Origin of the sequence: Piscinibacter defluvii (genome assembly GCF_004011805.1) — a bacterium.
Classification (GTDB): domain Bacteria; phylum Pseudomonadota; class Gammaproteobacteria; order Burkholderiales; family Burkholderiaceae_C; genus Piscinibacter; species Piscinibacter defluvii.
This window is the reverse complement of record NZ_RCHJ01000005.1, coordinates 223,354-244,796: the sequence shown is the minus strand read 5'-3', so window position 1 is coordinate 244,796 and position 21,443 is coordinate 223,354. Positions and strand designations below refer to the sequence as shown.

Below are 21,443 nucleotides of genomic sequence, written 5' to 3'. Positions count from 1 at the left end.
GAGCGGCCGCCGCGGATCCGGCTTTGCCGGTCCGCTGGCGGCGCCCCCCTGGGGGGGAGCGCCGAAGGCGCTACGAGGGGGAGCCATGTCTAGCGCATCACGCGCTTCAGGCGGCCCTCGATCTCGTCCACCCCCTCGGCCGGCGTCTTAGTGCGCGCCAGCACCGCGCTGGTCGTCGTGCGGATCACGTCGCTGACCTGGCCGTACTCCTTGGACAGCGGCCGGCTGCGCCCGGCGATCACCACCTCCGCGGCGTCCTTGAACCAGGGCACGCTCTTCACCACGTCGGGATCGGTGTAGACGCTCTGGTAGGTCGGCAGCAGCGAGCCCTCGGAGGCGAGGAACTTGCTCGCCTCGGGCGAGGACATGAACTGCACCAGCTTGGCTGCCGCGGCCTTGTTCTTCGAGAACGCGCTGACGGCCCATTGCCAGCCGCCGACGCAGGTGGCGCTCTTGCCGCCGGCCATCGCGGGCAGCGGCATCACGCCCACCTTGCCGGAGACGGTGCTGTCCTTGTCATCCTTGAAGCGGTCCCAGGCGAAGCCCCAGTTGATCGCGAAGATCACCTGGCCGGCCTTGAACTCGTTGACGGTGTCCGGCGTCTTGACCTCGGCGACGTTCTTCTTGATCACGCCCTGGTCGACCATGGCGAGCCACTGGCTCAGGCCCTTCACCGCGGCGGGCTTGTCGAGCGTCATCCTGCCGCTGGCGTCGTTGAAGTCCTTGCCCTGACCCCAGTAGGGCAGCAGGAAGGTGCAGACCGCGCCCTCGATCGGCGCGCCCTGGATCGACAGGCCCTGCAGGTTCGGGTTGCCCGACGCCGATTCAGCGGCCTGGATCTTCCTGGCCGCGGCAGCGAGCTCGTCCCAGGTCTTGGGCTCGGCGATCTTGTGCTTCTCGAGCAGATCGCGGCGGTAGTACATGAACATCGCGTCGGCGAAGGCCGGCATCGCGGCGAGCTTGCCGTCGACCACGTTGCTCGCCGAGTAGACCGGCAGGTAGGGCTTGAGCACCGTGGCCGGCGCGCCGATGTAGGCATCCAGCGGCTCGAGCCAGCCGGCGCCGAAGTACTGCGCCGGGTTGACGATGTCGATCATGTAGACGTCGATCGCCGAGTCCTTCGCGTTCAGCACCGTCGAGAGGTACTGGCGCTGCAATTCGGAGGTGGCGCCGCCGGTCTCGATGTCGATCGTGACGCCCGGGTTCTTCTGCTGGTAGACGTCGAACAGCTTGCGCATCAGGTCGGGCCGCTGGCCCGAGCCGCCGGAGAAGACACGCAGCTTGGTGTCGGCGAAGGCGGCGCCCGTGGTCGTGGCGAGGCCGGCCGCGAGGGCCAGCGTGGCGAGCATCGAAGTACGGCGTTTCATCGGTGTCTCCTCTTGGGGGTGCGTGATCACAGGGCCGCGCCGGAGGCGGCGTCGAACAGGTGCATGTGCTGAGGCTGCAGGTGCAGCGTGCGCCGGCTGCCCGGCGCATCGCGGAAGCTCGCGGGGCAGCGCGCCACGAGTTCGGCGGCGCCGGCGCGGAAGGTGACCAGCGTCTCGGCGCCCAGCGGCTCGAGCAGCACGACCTCGGCGTCGATCGCCGCACCACCCTCCCCGCCCGGCGCGAGCGTCAGGTTTTCCGGGCGCACGCCGAAGCGCAGCGCGCGGCCGTTCGTCTTGCCGGCCAGCGGCGCGGGCAGCGCGAAGCGCGCGCCGCCCAGGTCGATGGTGTTCTGGGCCACGCTGCAATCCACCAGGTTCATCGGCGGCGCGCCGGTGAAGCCGGCGACGAACAGCGCCGCCGGCCGGTTGTAGATCGCCTCCGGCGTGTCGTACTGCATCAGCCTGCCGGCCGACAGCACCGCGATGCGGTCGGCCAGCGTCATGGCCTCGACCTGGTCGTGCGTCACGTAGATGATGGTCGCGCCCAGGCGCTGGTGCAGCTTCTTGATCTCGGTGCGCATCTCGTGGCGCAGCTGCGCATCGAGGTTCGAGAGCGGCTCGTCGAACAGGAACACCTTGGGCTGGCGCACGATGGCGCGGCCGATCGCCACACGCTGGCGCTGCCCGCCGGAGAGCGCCGCGGGCCGGCGCTCGAGCATGTGGTCAATGTGCAGCAGCTTCGCCGCGTCCATCACGCGCCGCTTGATCTCGTCTTCCGGCGTCTTGCGCAGCCGCAGGCCGAAGGCCATGTTGTCGTACAGCGTCTTGTGCGGGTAGAGCGCGTAGTCCTGGAACACCATCGCGATGTCGCGGTGGCGCGGCGGCAGCTCATTGACCACCTGGCCGTCGATCGCGATCGTGCCGCCGGAGATCGCCTCCAGCCCCGCCACCATGCGCAGCAGCGTGCTCTTGCCGCAGCCCGACGGACCGACGAACACGACGAACTCGCCGTGGCGGATCTGCAGGTCCACGCCGTGGATCACGGTGAGCTTGCCGTCGTAGCTCTTGACGACGTTCTGGAGGTCGACGGTGGCCATGGTTCAGTACCCGCCCTGCTCTTTCGCTGCGGGCGCGGGTGCCGACGTCAAGGTCTGCACCAGGCCCGACGCGGTGCGCATCAGCATGCCCAGGTCGGAGGCCACCGCGACGAAGTCGTAGCCCATCGCGCGGTACTCCAGCACCGCCTCGGCGGTGCCGCCAACGGTGCCGATCCAGCGGCCCGCGGCCCGCGCGCGCTTCGCCACGTCGGCCATCACCGCCTTGACCTGCGGATGCGCCATCTGGCCCGGCACGCCGAGGCTGCCGGACAGGTCGGCCGGGCCGAGGAACAGGCCCTCGACGCCGGGCACCGCGGCGATGGCCTCGAGCCGGTCGACCGCGGCCTGCGACTCGAGCTGCACGATCACGCTCACGCGCTGGTTCGCGGCGCGGTAGTAGTCGGGAATGGTGCCGAACAGCGAGCCGCGGCTCATCGCCGCCATGCCGCGCACGCCTTCGGGCGGGTAGCGCGTCGCGGCCACCGCGCGCGCGGCCTCCTCGGCGTCCTGCACGAAGGGCACCAGCAGCGTGTGCGCGCCGGCATCGAGCACGCGCTTGATGGTCACGGTGTCGTTCCACGGCACGCGCGTCACCGGCACGAGGCCGGTGCCGGACAGCGCCTGCAGCAGGCCGACCAGCGTGGAGAGGTCCAGCGGCGCATGCTCCATGTCGACCACGCCCCAGGCGAAGCCGGCGCGGCCCATCGCCTCGGCGACGATGGGGCTGCCGGACATCAGCCAGGTGCCGAGCGGAGCTCGGTCGCCAGCGGCGTTCATCAGGTCGCGGAACGGGTTCATGCGGGGGCCTTCAGAAGATCGCGGGCTCGGGCGTCGGCGCGCCGCCCTGCAGGAAGTCGAAGTCGCAGCCTTCGTGCGCCTGGGTCACGTGCTCCTGGTACAGGCGCGTGTAGCCGCGGCTCACGGCGCGCGGCGGTGCCTGCCAGGCGGCGCGGCGGCGCGCCAGCTCGGCCGCGTCGACCAGCATGTCGAGGCGGCGCGCGGCGACGTCGAGCTCGATCAGGTCGCCGGTGCGCAGCAGCGCCAGCGGCCCGCCGACCGCGGCCTCGGGGCTGGCGTGCAGGATGCAGCTGCCGTAGTGCGTGCCGCTCATGCGGGCGTCCGACAGGCGCACCATGTCGCGCACACCGCGCTCGAGCAGCTTCTTCGGGATCGGCAGGCCGCCCCACTCCGGCATGCCGGGTGCGCCCACCGGGCCGGCATGGCGCAGCACGAGCACGGTGTCCTCGTCGACCTCGAGCGCGGGGTCGGCGCAGCGCGCGTTCATCTCGGCGGGCGAATCGAACACCAGCGCGCGGCCGCGGTGGCGGAAGAACTTCGGGTCCGCCGCGCTGAGCTTCATCACCGCACCGTCGGGCGCGAGGTTGCCGCGCAGCACCGCCAGCGCGCCGTCGGCACTCACCGGCCGGTCGAGCGGGCGGATCACCTCGTCGTCGAGCACCCGTGCGCCGGCGATGTTCTCGCCCAGCGTGCGGCCGGTGACGGTGCGCTCGCCCAGCGACAGCCGCCCGGCGATGCGCTGCATCAGCGCGGGCAGGCCACCGGCGTACCAGAAGTCCTCCATCAGCCGGTCCCCGCTCGGGAACAGGTTGGCGAGCACCGGCACCTGGCGGCCCATCGTGTCGAGGTCGTCGAGCGTCAGCGCCACGCCGGCACGACGGGCGAGCGCGATCAGGTGCACCGCCGCGTTGGTGGAACCGCCGAGCGCCATCTGCACTGCCGCGGCGTTGAGGAACGAGCCGCGTGTCAGCAGGCGCGAGGGCTTGAGGTCTTCCCAGATCATGCCGACGATGCGCTCGCCGCAGTCGGTGGCCATGCGCGGGTGGGCCGCGTCCATCGCGGGAATGGCGGTGCTGCCCGGCAGCGCCAGGCCGAGCGCCTCGACGATGGAGGTCATCGTGCTCGCCGTGCCCATGGTGTTGCAGGTGCCCGGCGAGCGTGTCATCTTGGCCTCGAGCGCCACCCACTCGGCCTCGTCGATGCGGCCGGCCTGCTTCTCGTCCCAGAACATGCGGGTGTGCGTGCCGGCGCCGATGCGGCGCGTCTGGCCGGCCTCGACGCGGCGGTCGTTGAGCATCGGCCCGGCGGCGCAGAAGAGCACCGGGATGTCCATGCTGATCGCGCCCATCAGCGTGCCGGGCGTGGTCTTGTCGCAGCCGGCCAGCAGCACCGCGCCGTCCACCGGGAGCGAGCGCAGCAGTTCCTCGACCTCCATCGCCAGGAAGTTGCGGTAGAGCATGGTGGTCGGCTTGACCATCACTTCGCCGAGGCTGAGCGCCGGCAGCTCGAGCGGGTAGCCGCCGGCCAACAGCACGCCGCGCTTGACGTTCTCGGCCCGCTCGCGCAGGTGCGCATGGCAAGGCGACAGGTCGCTCCAGGTGTTGATGACGGCGACGATCGGCCGCTCCATCACGTCTTGCCGGCGCACGCCCATCTGCTGCATGCGCTGGCGGTGCGCGAAGCCGCGCATGCCGGCATCGGCAAACCAGCGACGGCTGCGCAGGTCGGCCAGCGGCTTGGGTGGATTGGAGGAAGTCCCCATGGCATTCGCTGTTGTTACCGGTAACATTACAGCCATGGCTAGACTTCCGCCATTCAGACAAACCCGGGAGGCGGCATGACGCCGGACGAGGCACCGGCGCGCCGCAGCCGCCGCGGCCATGGGCGCGCGACGCTCAGCGACGTGGCCGCGCTGGCCGAGGTGACCAAGATCACCGTCTCGCGCTTCCTGCGCGAGCCCGAGCGCGTGGCCGGGCCGACGGCCGAGCGCATCCGCGCCGCGCTCGCGGCCACCGGCTACGTGCCCAACAAGCAGGCCGGCCAGCTGGCCAGCGGGCGCTCGAACATCGTCGCCGCCCTGATCCCCAACCTCGGCCACTCGATCTTCGGCGAGACGGTGCAGGCGCTCAGCGAGGGCCTGCAGGCGGCCGGGCTCGAGCTGCTGCTCGCCTCCACCGGCTACTCGCCGCAGCGCGAGGAGGAGCAGTTGCACACCGTGCTCGGCTGGGCACCGGCGGCGGTGGTCGTCACCGGGCGGCGCCACACGCCCGGCGCGCTGGCGCTGCTGCACGAGGTGCATGCCGCCGGCACGCCGGTGCTCGAGGTGTGGGACCACCACCCCGAGGACCGGACGCCGTTCGCGCAGATCGGCTTCGACCACGCGCAGGTCGGCCGCGCGATGGCGCGCCACCTGCTCGATGCCGGCCACCGCCGGCTCGCCTACCTCGACAGCGGCGTGGCCACCGACTTCCGCGCGCACGAGCGCGGCGCCGCCTTCGTGGCCGAGGCGAAACAGGCCAAGGCGACGGTGAAGATGCTGGCCGCCGTCACCGGCGACCCGTTCGACGCCGGCCGGCATGCCTTCGCCACGCTGCGCGCGCTGCCGGCCCTGCCGAGCGCCGTGGCCTGTGCCAACGACCACCTCGCCTGCGGCCTGCTGCTGGAGGCGCAGGCCCGCGGCGTGGCGGTGCCCGGCGAGCTGGCGCTGCTCGGTTTCGGCGACTTCCCGGTCGGCCGGCAGCTGCAGCCGCCGCTCTCGACCGTGCGGCCGCCGAGCCAGGAGATTGGCCGCGCCGCGGCGGCGGCCGTGGTCGAGGCGCTCGGCCACCAGACCCCGGCGCGCAGCCAGGCCCTGCCGTGGCAGCTGCTGGCGCGCGGCAGTACCGCTCAATCGGCCTGAATCTTCGCGCTGGCGATGATGCCGGCCCAGCGCTCGATCTCGCTCTTCAGGAAGGGCGCGAACTCGGCCGGCCCGCGTGCGTCGACGCGGAAGCCCAGCTCGCGCACCCGTGCCGCGACCTCGGGCAGGTTCATGATCGCCACCGCTTCGGCACCGAGCCGGGCGACGATCGCGTCGGGCGTGGTGCCCGGCACCATGATCGCCGTCCAGTTCTCCACCTGCAGCTGGGGCAGGCCGGCCTCGGCGGTGGTCGGCACGTCGGGCACCTGCGGGTGCCGTGCCGGGCCGGTGACCGCCAGTGCGCGCAGCTTGCCCGCCTTCACGTGCGCGATGCTCTCGGGGAAGTTGGAGAAGATCACGTCGAGCTGGCCGCCGATCAGGTCGGTCATGCTGGGTGCGCCGCCCTTGTACGGGATGTGCTGCACCTGCACCTCCTGCGTGCCGGCGAACAGGGCCTGCGTCAGATGCGGCGGCGTGCCGTTGCCCGACGAGCCGACGTTGAGCACCCGCGCCTTGGCCTGGGCGACCAGGTCCTTCACGTCCTTGATCGGGCTGGCGGCGGGCACGACGATCAGCATCGGCGAACCGGCCAGCAGCGCCACCGGCCGCAGGTCGCGCTGGAAGTCGAAGCTCGCCTTGCCCTTGTAGAGCGTCACGTTGGCGGCATGCGTCAGCGTGATCGCCAGCAGCGTGGTGCCGTCGCCCGGCGCCTTCGCCACCGCGTCGGCGCCGATCTGCGCGCCGCCGCCGGGCTTGTTGTCGATCACCACGTTGACGCCCCAGCGCTGGCCCAGCCGCTCGCCCACCACGCGGGCCATCACGTCGGTCAGCCCGCCCGGGGCGAAGGGCACCACGTAGCGCAGCGTGGATCCCGGCTTCGGGTAGTCGTTCTGCGCCCAGGCCGTCAGCGGGCCTGTGGCGGGCAGCAGCAGGGCCAGCGCCTGCAGCAGTTCGCGTCGTTGCATCAGTCCAGTCTCCGGATAAGCCGCGCATGCTGCCGGCGGGCACGGCGCCGCGCAACCGGTATCGTTATGCGAATCCCGCGTGAAAATTCATCAGGTGCGCCACTGCGCGAGCAGCGCGTCGCCCACCTCGATGCCTTCGGCCTCCGCCTGGCGGCGCAGGGCCTCGCGTCGGGCGCCGGGCAGGCGCACGCCCTCGTCCTTCAGCATCTCGACCACCAGCGTCTCGACACGCTCGAGGTAACGCTCGCGCCCGGCCAGCGCCCCCGGATCCACCACGATGAAGGCCTGGCCGATGCCGGGCCGGTTGCCCTCGTCGACGAAGAAGCTCGAGGCCTCGAACCCGAAGTTCGCGCCGATCAGCGCGGTGACCAGCAGCTCGACGACGAGCGCCAGCATCGCGCCCTTGGGCGAGGAGAGCGCGCCGATCGGCAGCATCGAGCCCTCGAGCGCGGCCTTCGCGTCGGTGGTCGGGTGCCCGTGTTTGTCGAGCGCCCAGCCGGCGGGAATCGGCTCGCCCTTCTTCGCCGCCACCATCACCTTGCCGCGCGCGACCTCGCTCAGGCTCAGGTCGATGAGCAGCGGATCGCCCAAGCGACGCGGGAAGGCCGCGGCCACCGGGTTGGTGCCGAAGATCGGGTGCTTGCCGCCCGCAGCCGGCATGGCCGCCGGCGAGTTGGCGAACCCCAGGCCGACCATGCCCGCGGCAGCGACGAGGCGCAGGTGGTCGACGATCACGCCGGCATGGTGGCTGTTCGCGACGCCGGCGAACGCGACACCGTGCTCGCGCGCCGCGGCGATCGCCTCGCGCAGCGCCAGCTCGCAGGCCGGGAACGCAAGGCCGGCCTTGGCATCGACGAGCACCGCTCCGCCCTTGCGCGCCACCACCTCGGCCTGCGCCCGCCCGTCGGCGCGGCCGTTCTTCAGGTGCGTGGCGTACTGGGTGACGCGCGAGAGGCCATGCGATCCGAGGCCTTGCGCCTCGGCCAGCACCAGCGCGCGCGCGGTGGCCTCGGCCATGCCCGCGCTCGCGCCGGCGCGGATCAGCGCGCCGGCCACCTCGGCCTGCAGCTGCCCGACCGTCAGCCTCATCGCAAGGCCTCCGCGACCCGCTGCGCGATCAGCGAGCTGACGCGGTCGTTGGCCTCGGCGGTCAGCCCGGCGATGTGCGGCGTCAGCAGCAGGTTCGGGCAGCCCTGGAAGTGCGGCGCCGCGGGCAGCGGCTCGGTGCCGAACACGTCGATCGCCGCGCCGCCCAGGCGCCTCTCGCGCAGCGCGGCGGCCAGCGCCGGCTCGTCGACGATGCCGCCGCGTGCGGTGTTGATCAGCACCGCGCCGGGTTTCATCGCGGCGATGCGCGCGGCGTCGAACAGGCCACGGGTGGAATCGACCAGCGGCACGTGCAGGCTGATCACGTCGCTCGCCTTGATCACCTCGTCGAGTCCGGCGCAGCGCACGCCGAGCTCGGCATAGGCCGGATGGTCGTCGTCCATCATCGCGTCGAAGGCGCAGACATCCATGCCGAGCGCGCGGGCCAGCTTCGCAACCAGCTGCCCGATGCCGCCGAAGCCGATCAGCCCGAGCGTCTTGCCGCCGATCTCGCGCCCGTTCGAGAGCGCCGTACGCGGCCACGCCCCCGACGCCACCTCGGCCGTGGACACGTACGCGCCGCGCAGCAGCAGCATCGCGCTGGCGATCACGTACTCGGCCACCGACAGCGCATTGGCACCGGTGGCCGGGATGACCTGCATGCCGCGCGCCTCGCAGCCGGCCACGTCGATGTTGTCCAGCCCGACACCGAGTCGGCCGACCACCCTGCACCTGGCCAGCGCGGCGAGCAGCTCGCCGCGCACCTGGGTGCGGTTGCGCACGATGATGGCGTCGGCCCCACGCGCCTCCTGCAGCAGGCGCGGCGCATCGTCCACCAGCCTGGCGTCGTAGAGCACGTCGTGCGCCGCCGCGAGCGACGCGACGGCGCGCTCGTCCATGAACTCCGTGATGACAATCCGCGCCATCACGGGCCTCAGGCGCTCTCGTACAGGCGCGTCAGCACGAACTCGCGGTGCCCCAGCGCCTCGGCCGCCGTCAGCCGCCCGTTGGCCGTGCGCAGCATGCACTCGAGCAGCCGGTCGCCCGCCTGGTCGAGCGTGATCTCGCGCTGCAGCAGGCCCGAGGAATCGACGTCGATGTGCTCGCTCATCAGCCGCACGGTGCGCGGGTTGGCGCAGATCTTGATGACCGGCAGGATCGGGTTGCCGATCACGTTGCCCTGGCCGGTGGGGAAGAAGTGCACCACGTAGCCCGAGGCGGCGCACAGCGTCACCATCTCGGCCGCGGCGGAGGACGAATCCATGAACCACAGGCCCGGGTGCGTGGGCATCTCGGCCTTGTCGATCACGCCGTCGACGGTGCACTTCTTGCCGATCTTCTGGATGTTGCCGAGCGCCTTCTCCTCGATCGTCGTCAGGCCGCCGGCGATGTTGCCCTTGGTCGGCTGCGACTCGGAGAGATCGGTCGTCTTGTGGCGGTTGATCATGTCCTGGTAGCGGTTGAACATGAACATGAAGCGCTCGCGCACCGCGTCGTTGGCGCAGCGCGCCGCGACGATCTTCTCGCCGCCGGTGATCTCGCTGGTCTCGCCGAAGCACAGGTAGTTGCCCAGCGGGTGCAGCTTGTCGAACGCGTTGCCGACGGTCGGGTTGGCGCCGCAGCCGCTCGTCGTGTCGCTCTCGCCGCACTTGGTGGAGACCCACAGCTCCGAGATCGGGCAGACCTCGCGCTGCTTCTCGCTGGCCCACTGCACGTACTCGCGCGCCACCTTGCTGGCCTTCATGATGGTCTCGTGGTCGCCATGGCCCTCGATGCCGAAGCCGGTGACGGGCTTGCCGGTGGCGGCAATGCCGTCGACCACCTTCTTGGTCCAGCCGTCCTCGATGCCGATCACGACGACGGCCGCGACGTTCGGGTTGCAGCCCGCGCCGATCAGCGTGCGGAAATGCAGTTCCAGGTCGGCGCCGAACTGCAGCCGGCCGTAGGGGTGCGGGATCGCCAGCGTGCCCTTGATGTTGTGCGCCACGGCCTCGGCCGCGGCGTTGGACAGGTCGTCCAGCGGCAGGATGACGACGTGGTTGCGCACGCCGACGCGGCCGTTCTCGCGGCGGTAGCCGAGGAAGGTGGTGTCTTTCGAAATGACGGACATGGGTGACCTCTTACCAGCGCTTGGTCTTGATGTTGTGCACGTGGGCGTGTTCGCCCGCCTTGATCGGCGCGACCACCTTGCCCATGTCGATGCCGTACTTGATGACGGTGTCGCCGGGCGCCATGTCCTTCAGCGCGATCTTGTGTCCGATGGGAATGTCCTGGCGTGCGTCCATCGAGATCATGCGGTCCTCGTCCATGATCCAGCCGTTGAGCGTCATGCCGGCCTTCACGCCCTCGACGACGACCACCGCGACGGTGTCGTGGGCGTCGTGCAACACGAAGTGATTCATCCTGTCTGGCTCCTCGTTCGGCCGCGCGGTCGGCGGCACGGAAGCGCATGCTCGGCCTGGCGTCGCCTGCTGTCAAACAGGTCATATAGATGACTTGCAGGATAGGCTCCGGCCGGCAGAATTCGCCGCCATGCCCGCCGCCACCTCGTTTCGTCCGATCGCCCCCGAGGCCGCCGGCATGCCGCTGTACCGGGTGGTCAAGCGTGCGCTGCTGCGTGCCATCGAGGGCGGCGAGCTGCCGCCGGGCGAGGCGTTGCCGGCCGAGGCAGCGCTGGCCGGCGCGTTCGGCGTGGCCATCGGCACGCTGCGCCACGCGGTCGACGAACTGGTGGCCGAGCACATCCTGGTGCGGCGCCAGGGCCGCGGCACCTACGTCGCGACGCACGACGCCGACCGCTTCCTGTTCCAGTTCTTCCATGTCGAGCGCAGCGACGGCCTGCGCGAGGTGCCGCAGGTCGAGCTGCTCGCCTTCGCGCGCGAGCGGCTCGAGGACGAGGCCGCGGCCGCGGCGCTCGGCATTGCCGTGGGCGAGATGGTGGTGCGCTTCGAGAACCGCCTGCGCCTGCAGGGCCGCCCGGTGGTGCACGACCAGATCACCGTGCCGGCGCTGCTGTTCAAGGGCCTGACCGAGAAGCGCCTGCGCGAGCGACCCGGCACGATCTACCAGCTCTGGCAGACCGAGTACGGCATCACCGTGGTGCGCGCGCAGGAGCGCGTGCGTGCCGTGGCCGCCGACCGCAACGTGGCCCGCGTGCTCGGCATCGCGCCCGGCACGCCGGTGCTGCAGGTGCGCCGCAGCGCGCTGACCTTCGGCGACAAGCCGGTCGAGCACCGCGTCTCGACGATCCACACGGCCGTGCACGAGTACGTGCAGACGCTCTCGCGTCCGGCATGAACGCCCGGCTCCGATCGACCGCCGGCCTGGTGCCGGGCAGCGCGCTCGCGGGCGTGCTCGCGCTCGCGGCGACCTTCGTCTCGCAGCTGCATGGCGGGCCGCAGCTGCTGTACGCGCTGTTCTTCGGCATCGCCTTCCACTACCTCAGCCACGAGCCGCGCACCAAGGCCGGCATCGAGTTCTGCGCGCGCCAGGTGCTGCGCCTCGGGGTCGGCCTGCTCGGCGCGCGCATCACCGCGGCGCAGATCGCCGCGCTCGGCTGGGTCACCGCCGGCATCGTGGTGCTGGCGGTGCTGACGACGCTCGGGCTCGGCCTGCTGCTCGCGCGCCGCTTCGGCCTCTCGCGCGCGCAAGGCGTGCTGTCGGGCGGCTCGGTCGCGATCTGCGGCGCCTCGGCCGCACTGGCCATCGCCGCGGTGCTGCCGCGCGAGCGGCACGGCGACCGCTTCACGCTGATGGTGGTGATCTGCGTCACCGTGATGTCCACCGCAGCGATGGTGGTCTACCCGCTGATCGCCCGGGCCATGAACCTGCCGCCGGAACTCGCGGGGTTGTTCATCGGCGGCACGATCCACGACGTGGCCCAGGTGGTCGGTGCCGGCTACACACTCGGCACGCAGGCCGGCGACACCGCCACCATCGTGAAGCTGTTCCGCGTCTCGATGCTTGCCGCCGTGGTGCTGGTGGTGAGCCTGGCCTTCCGCGCCGAGCGCGAGCGCGGCGAGCCGGTGCAGGCAGCCCGGCAGCCGCTGGTGCCCTGGTTCCTGTGGCTGTTCGGCGCGCTGGTGGCGCTGAACTCCGCCGGCGTCATCGCACCGGCCCTGCAAGAGGGCATGAACCTCGCCTCGCGCGCGGCGCTGGTGCTGGCGATCGCGGCCCTGGGCATGAAGACCAGCTTCATGCAGCTCGCGCAGGCCGGCTGGCGGCCGATCGTGCTGATCCTCGTCGAGACGCTCTGGATGGCCGGCCTGGTGCTCGCCGCCATCGCCTGGCGGGGCTGACACCGGCATCGGCTATACTCGCGGGCTTGCGCCGGTGTAGCTCAGTTGGTAGAGCAGCGCATTCGTAATGCGAAGGTCGGGAGTTCGACTCTCTTCACCGGCACCACTCACAGTCAGACAGTCAGGGCCCGCCACCGTGCGGGCCTGGTTTCGAGTGGCGGGGGGGCCGGCCGGTGCGCACCTGCGCCAGCGGCCGCTTGCCCTTGAGCTGGCGCTCGATGCCCTCGTTGAGCGCGGCGCGCAGCGCGTGCACCTCCTCCACGTGGCCGTAGATGCCGGGGAAGCGCAGGTCCAGCCAGAGCCACAGCGTGCAGCCGCGCAGCGCCTGCTCCATGCGGTCGAGTCGGCTGTGGCCGTCCACCGCCTCCAGGAACCAGGGCGTGCCGGCGCGCCCGAGCAGCGCGTGGCGGCTGCTCCAGTCCAGGAACTCCTGCAGCTGCGACTCGGTGCGCGTGTCCACCGGCGCCTGGGCGTAGGTGAAGCGCTGGCGCAGCGGCAGCTTCGCCGCGCTCTTGTCCAGCGCCTCGGCGAGCAGCAGCATCTGGTCGAGCTCGGCCACCGCGAAATGGGCGTCGTCCAGGCGCAGCTGCTCGACGAACACGCCGAGCACCTCGCGCAGCCGGGTCTTGTGCAGCCGCGCGGCGATGGTCTTCACGTGCCAGGGGTTGGGCGCCACGGGCGCCTTGAAGTCGCGCGGCGCCTGCGGGCGGCGCTGCAGCAGCTCGCGCAGCTGCCGCGCCGCGCCCGGCTCGGCGCTGTCGAGCAAGCCCACGAAGCCTTCCTCGTGCAGGCCGAAGCGGCCGGCCCGGCCCGCGATCTGGTGCACCTCGGATTCGTCCAGCGGCCGGTCGCCCGCACCGTCGAACTTGGACAGCGTGCTGAACAGCACGCGACGGATCGGCAGGTTCAGGCCCATGCCGATCGCGTCGGTGGCCACCAGGATGTGCGCCTCGCCCTGCGCGAAGCGCTCCGCCTCGCGGCGCCGCACCTCGGGCGGCAATGCGCCGTAGATCACCGAGACCGGGTGGCCGGCGGCGGCGATGCGGTCGCGCAGCGCCAGCACGTCGCGCCGGCTGAAGGCCACCACCGCATCGCCGAGCTGCAGCGCGTCGAGGGCGACGGGCCGGGCGAGCTGCTCCACGTGCTGCTTGCGCTCGAACACCCGCACCGTGCAGCGCTCGCCGCACAGCCCGAGCAGCCGTTCGATGGCCGGCACCGCGTGCTCGGAGCAGATGACGATCAGCTCGTTGGCCGGCACGCCGACGATGGCCTGCGTCCAGGCCCAGCCGCGTGCGCCGTCGAAGATCATCTGCGCCTCGTCGATCACCGCCACGTCGACGGGCCGGTCGGTGGCCACCATCTCGATGGTGCTGGAGACCACCCGCGCGCCGGGCGCGGGCACGTTCTCCTCGCCGGTCAGCAGCGAGCAGGCCACGCCGCGCGCCGCCAGCCGGTCGCGCCCCTCGAGCGCCAGCAGGCGCAGCGGCGCGAGGTAGGCGCCGACATGCGCCTGCGCGAGCCGCTCGAAGGCCGCGTGCGTCTTGCCGCTGTTGGGCGGGCCGACGAACAGCGTCACGCTGCGCTGCAGGTGGCGCGCCTTGGTGAAGGTGTCGGGGTAGCCCTGGAAGGCCAGGTCCTGGTTGAGCGAGGCCAGCGTGTCGAGCTCGGTGACACGGTGCTCCCAGCGGTCCTGCGTGCGCGTGCAGGCCGCCAGCAGCTCCGCCACCGGCTGCGGGCGGGCGCATTCGGCCTGCAGGCGCGGCAGCAGCTCGTCCAGACGGCGCGGCTGGTAGGCCTGGCTGCGCGCCACCAGGTCGGCCAGGTGCGCCGTCACCTCGGCCGCCTGCGGATGAACCGGGGCCGGGCCGAGCGCGGCGCGCAGGGCCGCCTCGTCGCCGCTGCGGTAGAAGGCCCAGACACCGGACGTGTCCACCGCCACCCGGTACAGCAGCGGGATGCGCCAGGCCGCCGCGTCGGGCACCGGCACCTGCAGCGCCTGGCTGACCAGGCGGGTGAACTCGCCGTCGTGGCGCGACACGCCCAGCGCCTCGAGCGCGGCGGTGCGCTCCAGCAGCAGCGGCCGCACACCCGGGCCGGTGCCGACCGCGTCGAGGTGCGCCAGCGCGGCGTCGATCGCCGCCGGGTCGATCCAGCGGCTCGGCCGCCCGCCCGCGGCGGCCTTCTGCAGCTGCACCAGGCCGAGCTGGTCGAGCCGGCGGTCCGTGGCGCCCTCGCCGAAGTCTGCCGGCGTCAGCACCTGCGGCAGGCTGTAGGCCGCCTGGCGCAGGCGCTCCAGCGCCAGGCGCCCGACGTGGCGCGGCAGCCGGGCAGCATGGCGCGGGTCGGGCAGATTCAGCGGCTCGCGGGGCGGTTCGGAGGCGGCGGCGCTCGTCGGGGCGGACATGGGCGGGGCATCGAGAGGCGCCCGACTCTACCCGCTGCGACGCCGGCGGGCGCACGGGGCCCCGCCGGGGTCGGCGCGGCCCGAGGTGTGAACTCGGTGTCCAAGCGTTTCGCTTGCTGGGAATTCGGCCGATCGCGAACCAGAATGCTCCGACAGGCGGCGCATTGCACGGCGCCGCCGCACGACAACATGCCTCTTCACTCCTCGCTCCCACCCCTCAAGTCCACGCCACCGGCGCTGCTCGTGCCGCGGCCGCTCGGCGAGCGCCGCGACGCCAAGCAGGAAAGCGCGCTCCAGGAGACCGCCTGCACGGGCCGCCGCTCGCTGGCCAAGGAACTGATCGCCGACCGCAAGCGCTGAGCGGCCCTGCCCGGCCGGGTGGTACGCTGCGCCCCGCCAGCAACCCTCGCCACCGCCCGGTGGCCGGCCCCATGACCTGCGACCCGCCCGCGGCGCCCGACGTCCGCCGCCAGTTCCCGCGCACGGACCTCGCCGCCTGCCTCGTTCGATGAGTGGCAGCGCATTCATCGGCAAGGCCGTGCTGGTGGTTGGCGGCACGAGCGGCATCGGCGCGGGCATCGCGGCGGCCTTCGCGGCCGAAGGGGCAAAGGTCTGCGCCACCGGCGCCACCGAGGCGGAATGCGGGCGCGCCCCGCAGGCCGTGCCGGCGCGGGTGCTCGACGTGCGCGACGACGCCGCGGTGCGCGCATTGGTGGGCTCGCTCGGCGAGCTCGACGTGGTGGTCAATTGCGCCGGCGTGATCCGGCGCGGCGCCGAGCACGAGCCGGCGGTGTTCGCCGAGGTGCTGGACATCAACCTGAACGGCACGCTGCGCGTCTGCGCGGCGGCGCGGCCGGGGCTCGCGGCGCGGCGCGGCTGCATCGTCAACACCGCCTCGATGCTGAGCTTCTTCGGCGGCGGTCTGGTGCCGGCCTACAGCGCCAGCAAGGGCGGCGTGGCGCAGCTGACCAAGAGCCTGGCGATCGCCTACGCGGCCGAGGGCATCCGCGTCAACGCGGTGGCGCCGGGCTGGATCGCCACGCCGCTGACGCAGGCCCTGCAGGACGACCCGGCCCGCAGCGGCCCGATCCTCGCGCGCACGCCGCTGGGCCGCTGGGGCACGCCGGAAGACGTGGCCGGGCCGGTGCTCTTCCTGGCCAGCCCGGCGGCGCGCTTCGTCACCGGCATCGTGCTGCCGGTGGACGGCGGCTACCTCGTTTCATGAGTGCATCGAACATGGCGACCGACAGCGACAAGTGGCAGCCCTACCGGCACCCGATGCCCAAGGAGTCGCCGCCCGAACTGGTGATCCCGGACGCGATCCCGGCCGACGAACGCGTCTGGGTGCCGGTGGACGAGAACGTCTGGTTCCGCCCGCTGTGCCTGGCGGCCAGCCGCGGCTACTGGATGAACCTGCTGCGCGTGCGGCGCGCCGGCGTGCTCTCGCGCCACCGCCATCCGCAGCCGGTGCACGGCTACGTGATCAAGGGCCGCTGGCGCTACCTGGAGCACGACTGGGTCGCCGCCGAGGGCGGCTACGTCTACGAGGCGCCGGGCGAGACGCACACGCTGGTGGTCGACCCGGACGTCGACGAGATGATCACGCTGTTCCAGGTCAACGGCGCGATGATCTACGTCGACCCCGACGGCCGCTGCACCGGCTACGACGACGTGTTCACGCGCATCGACAAGTGCCGCGCGCATTACGCGGCGGTGGGGCTGGGCGCGGACTACGTCGACCGGTTCATCCGCTGAGCGGCCGGCCGCGGCGCTGCCAATCCTGGCAGCACGCTGTCACGGCCTGGCAGCAGCTGACACCGGGTGCGCGCCGGCAAGTGCCTGTCGCGCAGGTGGTTTGCGCCCCGCGGGCGGCTGGCACGGGGCTTGATACGGGTCACCCTGTCAACCTCTCCGGACCCCTGCCATGACCACCACCAATTTGCCCCGCGTCGGCGCCGACGATCCCGAGCGCCGCACCTGGCTGCTCGCCACCGGCGCGGCCGGTGGCGTGGCGGCCATCGCCACCGCCGTGCCCTTCGTCTCCAGCTTCGCGCCCAGCGAGCGTGCCAAGGCGCAGGGCGCCTCCGTCGAGGTGGAGCTCGGCGACATCGCGCCCGGTGGCATGAAGACCGTCGAGTGGCGCGGCAAGCCGGTCTGGATCCAGCGCCGCACGGCGGAGATGATCGCCGCGCTGAACGGCCAGGAGGCGGCGCTCGCCGACCCCGACTCGGCGCGCGACGGCCTGCCCGAAGCGCTGCGCAACCCCGGCCGATCGATGAAGCCGGAGTTCTTCGTCGCCATCGGCATCTGCACCCACCTGGGCTGCTCGCCCAGCGCGGTGTCCCAGGGCAGCGGCAACCCGAGCGTCGGCGCCGACTGGCACGGCGGCTTCTTCTGCCCCTGCCACGGCTCGACCTTCGACCTGGCCGGCGGCGTGTTCAAGAACAAGCCCGCGCCGACCAACCTCGAGATTCCGCCGCACCGCTTCGTCGGCGAGACGCGCCTGGTGATCGGGGAGAGCCAGAGCGGCTGAGACCCGCCCCACGGCGCGCGCCGCTGCAGCGACCCCAGCGGCCGCAGGGTGGTGGCGGCCTCGAATATCATTTCTTACTGATGTTTGATCCTTCCGCACCGGACGCCCCTGCGCCGACCGGCGCCGCACGCCTGGTGCGCCGCACGCTGGGCCGGGCTGCGCGCCCGCTGCTGCACCGCGCGCTGCTGCGCGGCCTGCGCCCGGCGCGCCTGCCGCACGACCCGCCGCTCGAGCGCCGGCCCTGCCGGCATGGCCGGCTGAAGGTGCTGCGGCTGCACGGGGCGCGCGGCCAGCGCCTGGCGGCCTGGCTGGCCCTGCCGCAGAGCGCGGATCCCGCGGCGCAGGTGCCGGCGGTGCTGGCCCTGCACGGCTGGGGCGCCAATGCCTCGACGCTCTGGCCGGTGGTCGACACGCTGCTGTCCAGTGGCCTGGCCGTGCTGCTGCTGGACGCCGGCAACCATGGCGACAGCGACGCCGAGGCGTTCAGCTCGCTGCCGCGCTTCGCGCAGGACCTGGCCACCGGGCTGGGCGCCCTGCGCGCCGAGCCCGCCGTCGACGCGCGCCGCATCGCGCTGCTCGGCCACTCGGTCGGCGCGGCGGCCACGCTGCTGCACGCGGCGCGGCACGGCGACGTCGCGGCCGTCGTCAGCCTGTCCGCGTTCGCGCATCCACGCGAGATGATGGAACGCTGGCTGCGCGCGCACCACCTGCCCCGGCGCGGCCTCGGCACGACCATCCTCGAGCATGTGCAGGCGGTGATCGGCACACGCTTCGACGACATCGCGCCGCTGAACCTGGTGCCCGCACTGCGCTGCCCGCTGCTGCTGGTGCACGGCGCGCACGACACCACCGTGCCACTGGCCGACGCGCACCGGCTGCACGCCGCCTGCCCGGGCAGCGCGTTGCTGGTGGTCGACGGCACGCACGACCTGCGCGCCGCGCTGGCCCCGCACGCGCCGCGCATCCTGCAGTTCCTCGGCCGCCACCTCGGCACGGCCGCGGCCTGAGCGCGAGGCCGGGGCGGCTTCAGCGGCCCGGCGCGTCGTCGTCGAGCTCGCGCAGCTTGCGGTACAGGGTGCGCTCGCTGATGCCGAGCGACTCGGCCAGCGCACGGCGGTTGCCCGAGTGGCGTGCCAGCGCCTCGCGCAGGGCCTCGCGGCCGGCCGCACGCAGCGGCGGCGCTCCCGTGCCGCGCGCGCCCGCCGGCGCGAGCACCAGCTCGGCGGCGAGCGCGCGTTCGATCGCGCCGGCGCCGATTTCCTCGGCGTCGCTGAACAGCGCGGCGCGCTCGAGCAGGTTGCGCAGCTCGCGCACGTTGCCCGGGAACGGGTGCGCCGCCAGGCGCCGCAGCGCCGCGGCACCGAGCACCAGCCGGCGCCCGGGCGCCAGGCGCGCCAGCAGCGCCTGGGCCAGCAGCGGCAGGTCGTCGCGGCGCTCGCGCAGCGGCGGCAGGGCGATCGGCACGGTGGCGATGCGGTAGTACAGGTCGGCGCGGAAACGCTCCTGCGCGATCATCGTGCCGAGGTCGCGGTGCGTCGCGGCGATCACGCGCAGGTCGGCGCGGCGCGGCTCGCTGCTGCCCACGCGGCGGTAGGTGCCGCTCTCGAGCAGGCGCAGCAGCTTGACCTGCATGGTCAGCGGAATGTCGCCCACCTCGTCGAGGAACAGGGTGCCACCGGCGGCGCTCTCGACCAGCCCGGGGCGCGCCGCGTGCGCGCCGGTGAAGGCGCCTTTCTCGTGGCCGAACAGCTCGCTCTCGAACAGGCTCTCGGGCAGGCTCGCGCAGTCCACCACCACCAGCGCGCGACCGGCCCGCGGGCTGGCCTCGTGCAGCGCCCGCGCCACCAGTTCCTTGCCGGTGCCCGATTCGCCCAGCAGCAGCACGCTGGCCTCCGACGGGCCGACCCGCGCCACGAGCTCGAGCAGCGCCCGGAACGGCGCCGAGCGCCCGATCAGCCCCTGCGGCGAGGCCTCGCCCGGCGCGCCGCGCAGCGGCTCCATCTTCTCGATGAACCAGCCGGGCGCGCCGGCGCCTCCCTTCAGCGGCACCAGCTCGATGTTGACGTAGGCGCGGCCCTGCGGCGTGTGGTGCAGGTGCAGCACGCGCTCGCGCTGCCCGCTCTGCCGGGCGCGCGCCAGCGGGCAGCTTTCGCCGGCCTGGTCGCAGGGCACGCTGATGTGGTGCGACACCTCGTGGCAGGTGCGCCCGACCACCGAGGCGCGCGGGCTGAACTGGCGCCGGTAGGCCGCGTTGGCGGCGGCGATGCGGTAGTGCGCGTCGAACAGGATGTGCGGCTCGGGCAGACCTTCGAGAAAGGCCACCAGTTCGTCGGGCGCAGTCGCGCGGGGCATGTCGCATGCTGCCATTCCTGGCAGTCGTTGCCAAGACCTGGCAGTCGCGTCGCGCCTCGTTCACGCGCAAGTGGCTGTCGGCGCACGGCTTTCTCGGCGCGGCGGTGCTGGCATGCAACTTGATACCCATCGCCGTATAGCAGCCGATTGCCGAGTCTCCCCATGTCAAGCCCTGCCGTGCCCACGTCCGTCCCGCTGTACGCCGCCGACCGGCGCATCTACCCGCGCGCCGTGCAGGGCCTGTTCCAGCGCTGGCGCTGGGCCGCCGTCTGGCTGACGCAGCTGGTGTTCTACGGCCTGCCGTGGCTGAGCTGGAACGGCCGCCAGGCGGTGCTGTTCGACCTGGAGGCCCGCCGCTTCTATGTCGGCGGCCTCGTGCTCTACCCGCAGGATTTCGTCTACCTGACCGCGCTGCTGCTGATCAGCGCCTACGCCCTGTTCCTGTTCACCGCGGTGGCCGGGCGGCTGTGGTGCGGCTACGCCTGCCCGCAGACCGTCTACACCGAGCTGTTCATGGCGATCGAGCGCCGCGTCGAGGGCGACCGCAATGCGCGCATGAAGCTCGATGCCGCGCCGTGGAGCGCGGCCAAGCTGCTGCGCAAGGGCGGCAAGCATGCCGCCTGGATCGCGCTGGCACTATGGACCGGCTTCACCTTCGTGGGCTACTTCACGCCGGTGCGGCAGCTGGCGGGCTCGGCGCTGGCGCTGGACCTGTCGGGCTGGGAGACCTTCTGGACCTTCTTCTACGGCTTCGCCACCTACGGCAATGCCGGCTTCATGCGCGAGCAGGTGTGCAAGTACATGTGCCCCCATGCGCGCTTCCAGAGCGCGATGTTCGACCGCGACACGCTGATCATCACCTACGACACGCAGCGCGGCGAGCCGCGCGGCGCCCGCACGCGCAACGAGGCCCCTGGGGCCGCCGCGCAGGGCGCCTGCGTCGACTGCGGGCTGTGCGTGCAGGTCTGCCCGACCGGCATCGACATCCGCAAGGGCCTGCAGTACGAGTGCATCGGCTGCGCCGCCTGCGTGGACGCCTGCGATTCGATGATGACCAGGCTGCGCTTGCCCACCGGCCTGGTGCGCTACGACACGCTCAACGGCCTGGCGCAGCAGCTCGGCGCCGCGCAGCGCCTGCGCCGGGTGCTGCGGCCGCGCGTGCTGGTCTACGGCGCGGTGCTGCTGGCCATCGTCACTGCGGTCGGCACCAGCCTCGCGCTGCGCACCCCGTTCAAGGCCGACATCGTGCGCGACCGCGCCACGCTGGCGCGCCTCGTGGACGACGGCCAGATCGAGAACGTCTACCGGCTGCAGCTGATGAACGCCACCGAGCGCGAGCAGCGCTACACCGTGCGCGCCGACGGGCTGCCCGGCCTGGCGCTGGCCGCGCCGGTGGAGCTGCGGCTCGGCCCGGCGCAGGCGCGCTGGGTCACGCTGGCGCTGCGCGTGCCGCCCGAGGGCGCGGGCGCCGCGGGCCCCGGGGCCCACGAGATCCACTTCGAGCTGCGCCGCATGGCCGACGGCGACGACGCGCCGCGCACGCTGCGCGAGAAGTCGACCTTCGTCGTGCCGCGCTGACGCAGCAGGGCCCAGGCGCGGCGCAAGGCGCGGCCGAGGCCCGACCAGAACGCCTGCTGCGCCTGC

The 21,443-nt window shown here is 72.6% G+C and carries 21 protein-coding genes and 1 tRNA gene; 11 read left to right on the top strand and 11 right to left on the bottom strand.

All coding sequences use genetic code 11. The annotated features are described in order from the left end of the window. Positions 1-89: 89 nt before the first annotated feature. From D9C15_RS16660 to araD, 4 genes are read right to left on the bottom strand one after another with little or no spacing between them, the layout of a single operon-like run. Complete coding sequence (locus D9C15_RS16660; protein ID WP_205854826.1) at positions 90-1,367, bottom strand: ABC transporter substrate-binding protein; 1,278 nt, start codon at positions 1,365-1,367, stop codon at positions 90-92. 26 nt (positions 1,368-1,393) lie between these two features. Beyond that, entirely contained in the window at positions 1,394-2,464 is a 1,071-nt protein-coding gene (locus D9C15_RS16655; RefSeq protein ID WP_127999235.1) for an ABC transporter ATP-binding protein, read from the bottom strand. Positions 2,465-2,467: 3 nt separating this feature from the next. Beyond that, entirely contained in the window at positions 2,468-3,262 is a 795-nt protein-coding gene (locus D9C15_RS16650) for an HpcH/HpaI aldolase family protein (RefSeq protein WP_127999233.1), read from the bottom strand. A 10-nt stretch (positions 3,263-3,272) separates the two neighbouring features. Next, positions 3,273-5,024 (bottom strand): L-arabinonate dehydratase, encoded by a 1,752-nt coding sequence (gene araD / locus D9C15_RS16645; protein ID WP_127999231.1) that lies wholly within the window; start codon positions 5,022-5,024, stop codon positions 3,273-3,275. Positions 5,025-5,099: 75 nt separating this feature from the next. Between araD and D9C15_RS16640 the strand changes: the two genes are divergently transcribed. Further along, the gene (locus D9C15_RS16640) at positions 5,100-6,161 is read left to right on the top strand and encodes a LacI family DNA-binding transcriptional regulator (RefSeq protein ID WP_127999229.1); all 1,062 of its coding nucleotides are present in this window, start codon (positions 5,100-5,102) and stop codon (positions 6,159-6,161) included. On the opposite strand, the gene D9C15_RS16635 is transcribed toward D9C15_RS16640, so the two are convergent. From D9C15_RS16635 to D9C15_RS16615, 5 genes are all read right to left on the bottom strand, one after another. Further along, complete coding sequence (locus tag D9C15_RS16635) at positions 6,149-7,126, bottom strand: Bug family tripartite tricarboxylate transporter substrate binding protein (protein ID WP_127999227.1); 978 nt, start codon at positions 7,124-7,126, stop codon at positions 6,149-6,151. The two genes, D9C15_RS16640 and D9C15_RS16635, sit on opposite strands and share 13 nt — an antisense overlap. Before the next feature lie 90 nt (positions 7,127-7,216). After that, complete coding sequence (locus D9C15_RS16630; RefSeq protein WP_127999225.1) at positions 7,217-8,215, bottom strand: Ldh family oxidoreductase; 999 nt, start codon at positions 8,213-8,215, stop codon at positions 7,217-7,219. Beyond that, positions 8,212-9,138 (bottom strand): hydroxyacid dehydrogenase, encoded by a 927-nt coding sequence (locus tag D9C15_RS16625; protein WP_205854825.1) that lies wholly within the window; start codon positions 9,136-9,138, stop codon positions 8,212-8,214. Before D9C15_RS16625 ends, D9C15_RS16630 begins: the two co-directional genes overlap by 4 nt. An 8-nt stretch (positions 9,139-9,146) precedes the next feature. Continuing rightward, positions 9,147-10,322 carry a UxaA family hydrolase gene (locus D9C15_RS16620; RefSeq protein ID WP_127999223.1) on the bottom strand — a complete coding sequence of 392 codons (1,176 nt, stop codon included), beginning with the start codon at positions 10,320-10,322 and terminating at the stop codon, positions 9,147-9,149. A 10-nt stretch (positions 10,323-10,332) separates the two neighbouring features. Continuing rightward, a complete protein-coding gene (locus tag D9C15_RS16615) occupies positions 10,333-10,614 on the bottom strand; it encodes a UxaA family hydrolase (RefSeq protein WP_112184721.1) in 282 nt (93 codons plus the stop codon). 130 nt (positions 10,615-10,744) lie between these two features. On the opposite strand from D9C15_RS16615, the gene D9C15_RS16610 reads away from it, so the two are divergent. The 3 genes from D9C15_RS16610 (at position 10,745) to D9C15_RS16600 (ending at position 12,616) form a co-directional block, all read left to right on the top strand. Beyond that, the gene (locus tag D9C15_RS16610) at positions 10,745-11,509 is read left to right on the top strand and encodes a GntR family transcriptional regulator (RefSeq protein WP_127999221.1); all 765 of its coding nucleotides are present in this window, start codon (positions 10,745-10,747) and stop codon (positions 11,507-11,509) included. Then, positions 11,506-12,510 carry a YeiH family protein gene (locus tag D9C15_RS16605; RefSeq protein WP_127999219.1) on the top strand — a complete coding sequence of 335 codons (1,005 nt, stop codon included), beginning with the start codon at positions 11,506-11,508 and terminating at the stop codon, positions 12,508-12,510. The genes D9C15_RS16610 and D9C15_RS16605 overlap by 4 nt, the downstream gene beginning before the upstream one ends. A gap of 30 nt (positions 12,511-12,540) precedes the next feature. Further along, positions 12,541-12,616, top strand: a tRNA-Thr gene (locus tag D9C15_RS16600). Between the two features lie 15 nt (positions 12,617-12,631). Here D9C15_RS16600 and D9C15_RS16595 read toward each other — a convergent pair. Beyond that, positions 12,632-14,914, bottom strand: coding sequence for a helicase-related protein (locus D9C15_RS16595; RefSeq protein WP_127999217.1), 2,283 nt, complete (start codon positions 14,912-14,914; stop codon positions 12,632-12,634). Between the two features lie 189 nt (positions 14,915-15,103). Here D9C15_RS16595 and D9C15_RS33440 point away from each other — a divergent pair, with 189 nt between their 5' ends. The 5 genes from D9C15_RS33440 (at position 15,104) to D9C15_RS16575 (ending at position 18,454) form a co-directional block, all read left to right on the top strand. Next, positions 15,104-15,274: a hypothetical protein gene (locus tag D9C15_RS33440; protein WP_164886752.1), complete on the top strand. Its 171-nt coding sequence runs from the start codon at positions 15,104-15,106 to the stop codon at positions 15,272-15,274. 148 nt (positions 15,275-15,422) lie between these two features. Then, positions 15,423-16,139, top strand: coding sequence for an SDR family NAD(P)-dependent oxidoreductase (locus D9C15_RS16590; protein WP_127999215.1), 717 nt, complete (start codon positions 15,423-15,425; stop codon positions 16,137-16,139). Between the two features lie 11 nt (positions 16,140-16,150). Further along, the gene (locus tag D9C15_RS16585) at positions 16,151-16,669 is read left to right on the top strand and encodes a 2,4'-dihydroxyacetophenone dioxygenase family protein (RefSeq protein ID WP_127999213.1); all 519 of its coding nucleotides are present in this window, start codon (positions 16,151-16,153) and stop codon (positions 16,667-16,669) included. 169 nt (positions 16,670-16,838) lie between these two features. Continuing rightward, complete coding sequence (petA, locus tag D9C15_RS16580; RefSeq protein WP_127999211.1) at positions 16,839-17,447, top strand: ubiquinol-cytochrome c reductase iron-sulfur subunit; 609 nt, start codon at positions 16,839-16,841, stop codon at positions 17,445-17,447. 80 nt (positions 17,448-17,527) lie between these two features. Beyond that, the gene (locus tag D9C15_RS16575) at positions 17,528-18,454 is read left to right on the top strand and encodes an alpha/beta hydrolase family protein (RefSeq protein WP_127999209.1); all 927 of its coding nucleotides are present in this window, start codon (positions 17,528-17,530) and stop codon (positions 18,452-18,454) included. A 19-nt stretch (positions 18,455-18,473) separates the two neighbouring features. Here D9C15_RS16575 and D9C15_RS16570 read toward each other — a convergent pair whose 3' ends face one another. Then, positions 18,474-19,799, bottom strand: coding sequence for a sigma-54 interaction domain-containing protein (locus tag D9C15_RS16570; RefSeq protein ID WP_127999207.1), 1,326 nt, complete (start codon positions 19,797-19,799; stop codon positions 18,474-18,476). A 5-nt stretch (positions 19,800-19,804) separates the two neighbouring features. Here D9C15_RS16570 and D9C15_RS34355 point away from each other — a divergent pair, with 5 nt between their 5' ends. After that, positions 19,805-19,939: a hypothetical protein gene (locus D9C15_RS34355; RefSeq protein ID WP_259372606.1), complete on the top strand. Its 135-nt coding sequence runs from the start codon at positions 19,805-19,807 to the stop codon at positions 19,937-19,939. A gap of 22 nt (positions 19,940-19,961) precedes the next feature. Next, complete coding sequence (gene ccoG, locus D9C15_RS16565; RefSeq protein ID WP_127999205.1) at positions 19,962-21,377, top strand: cytochrome c oxidase accessory protein CcoG; 1,416 nt, start codon at positions 19,962-19,964, stop codon at positions 21,375-21,377. Positions 21,378-21,443: the final 66 nt, after the last annotated feature.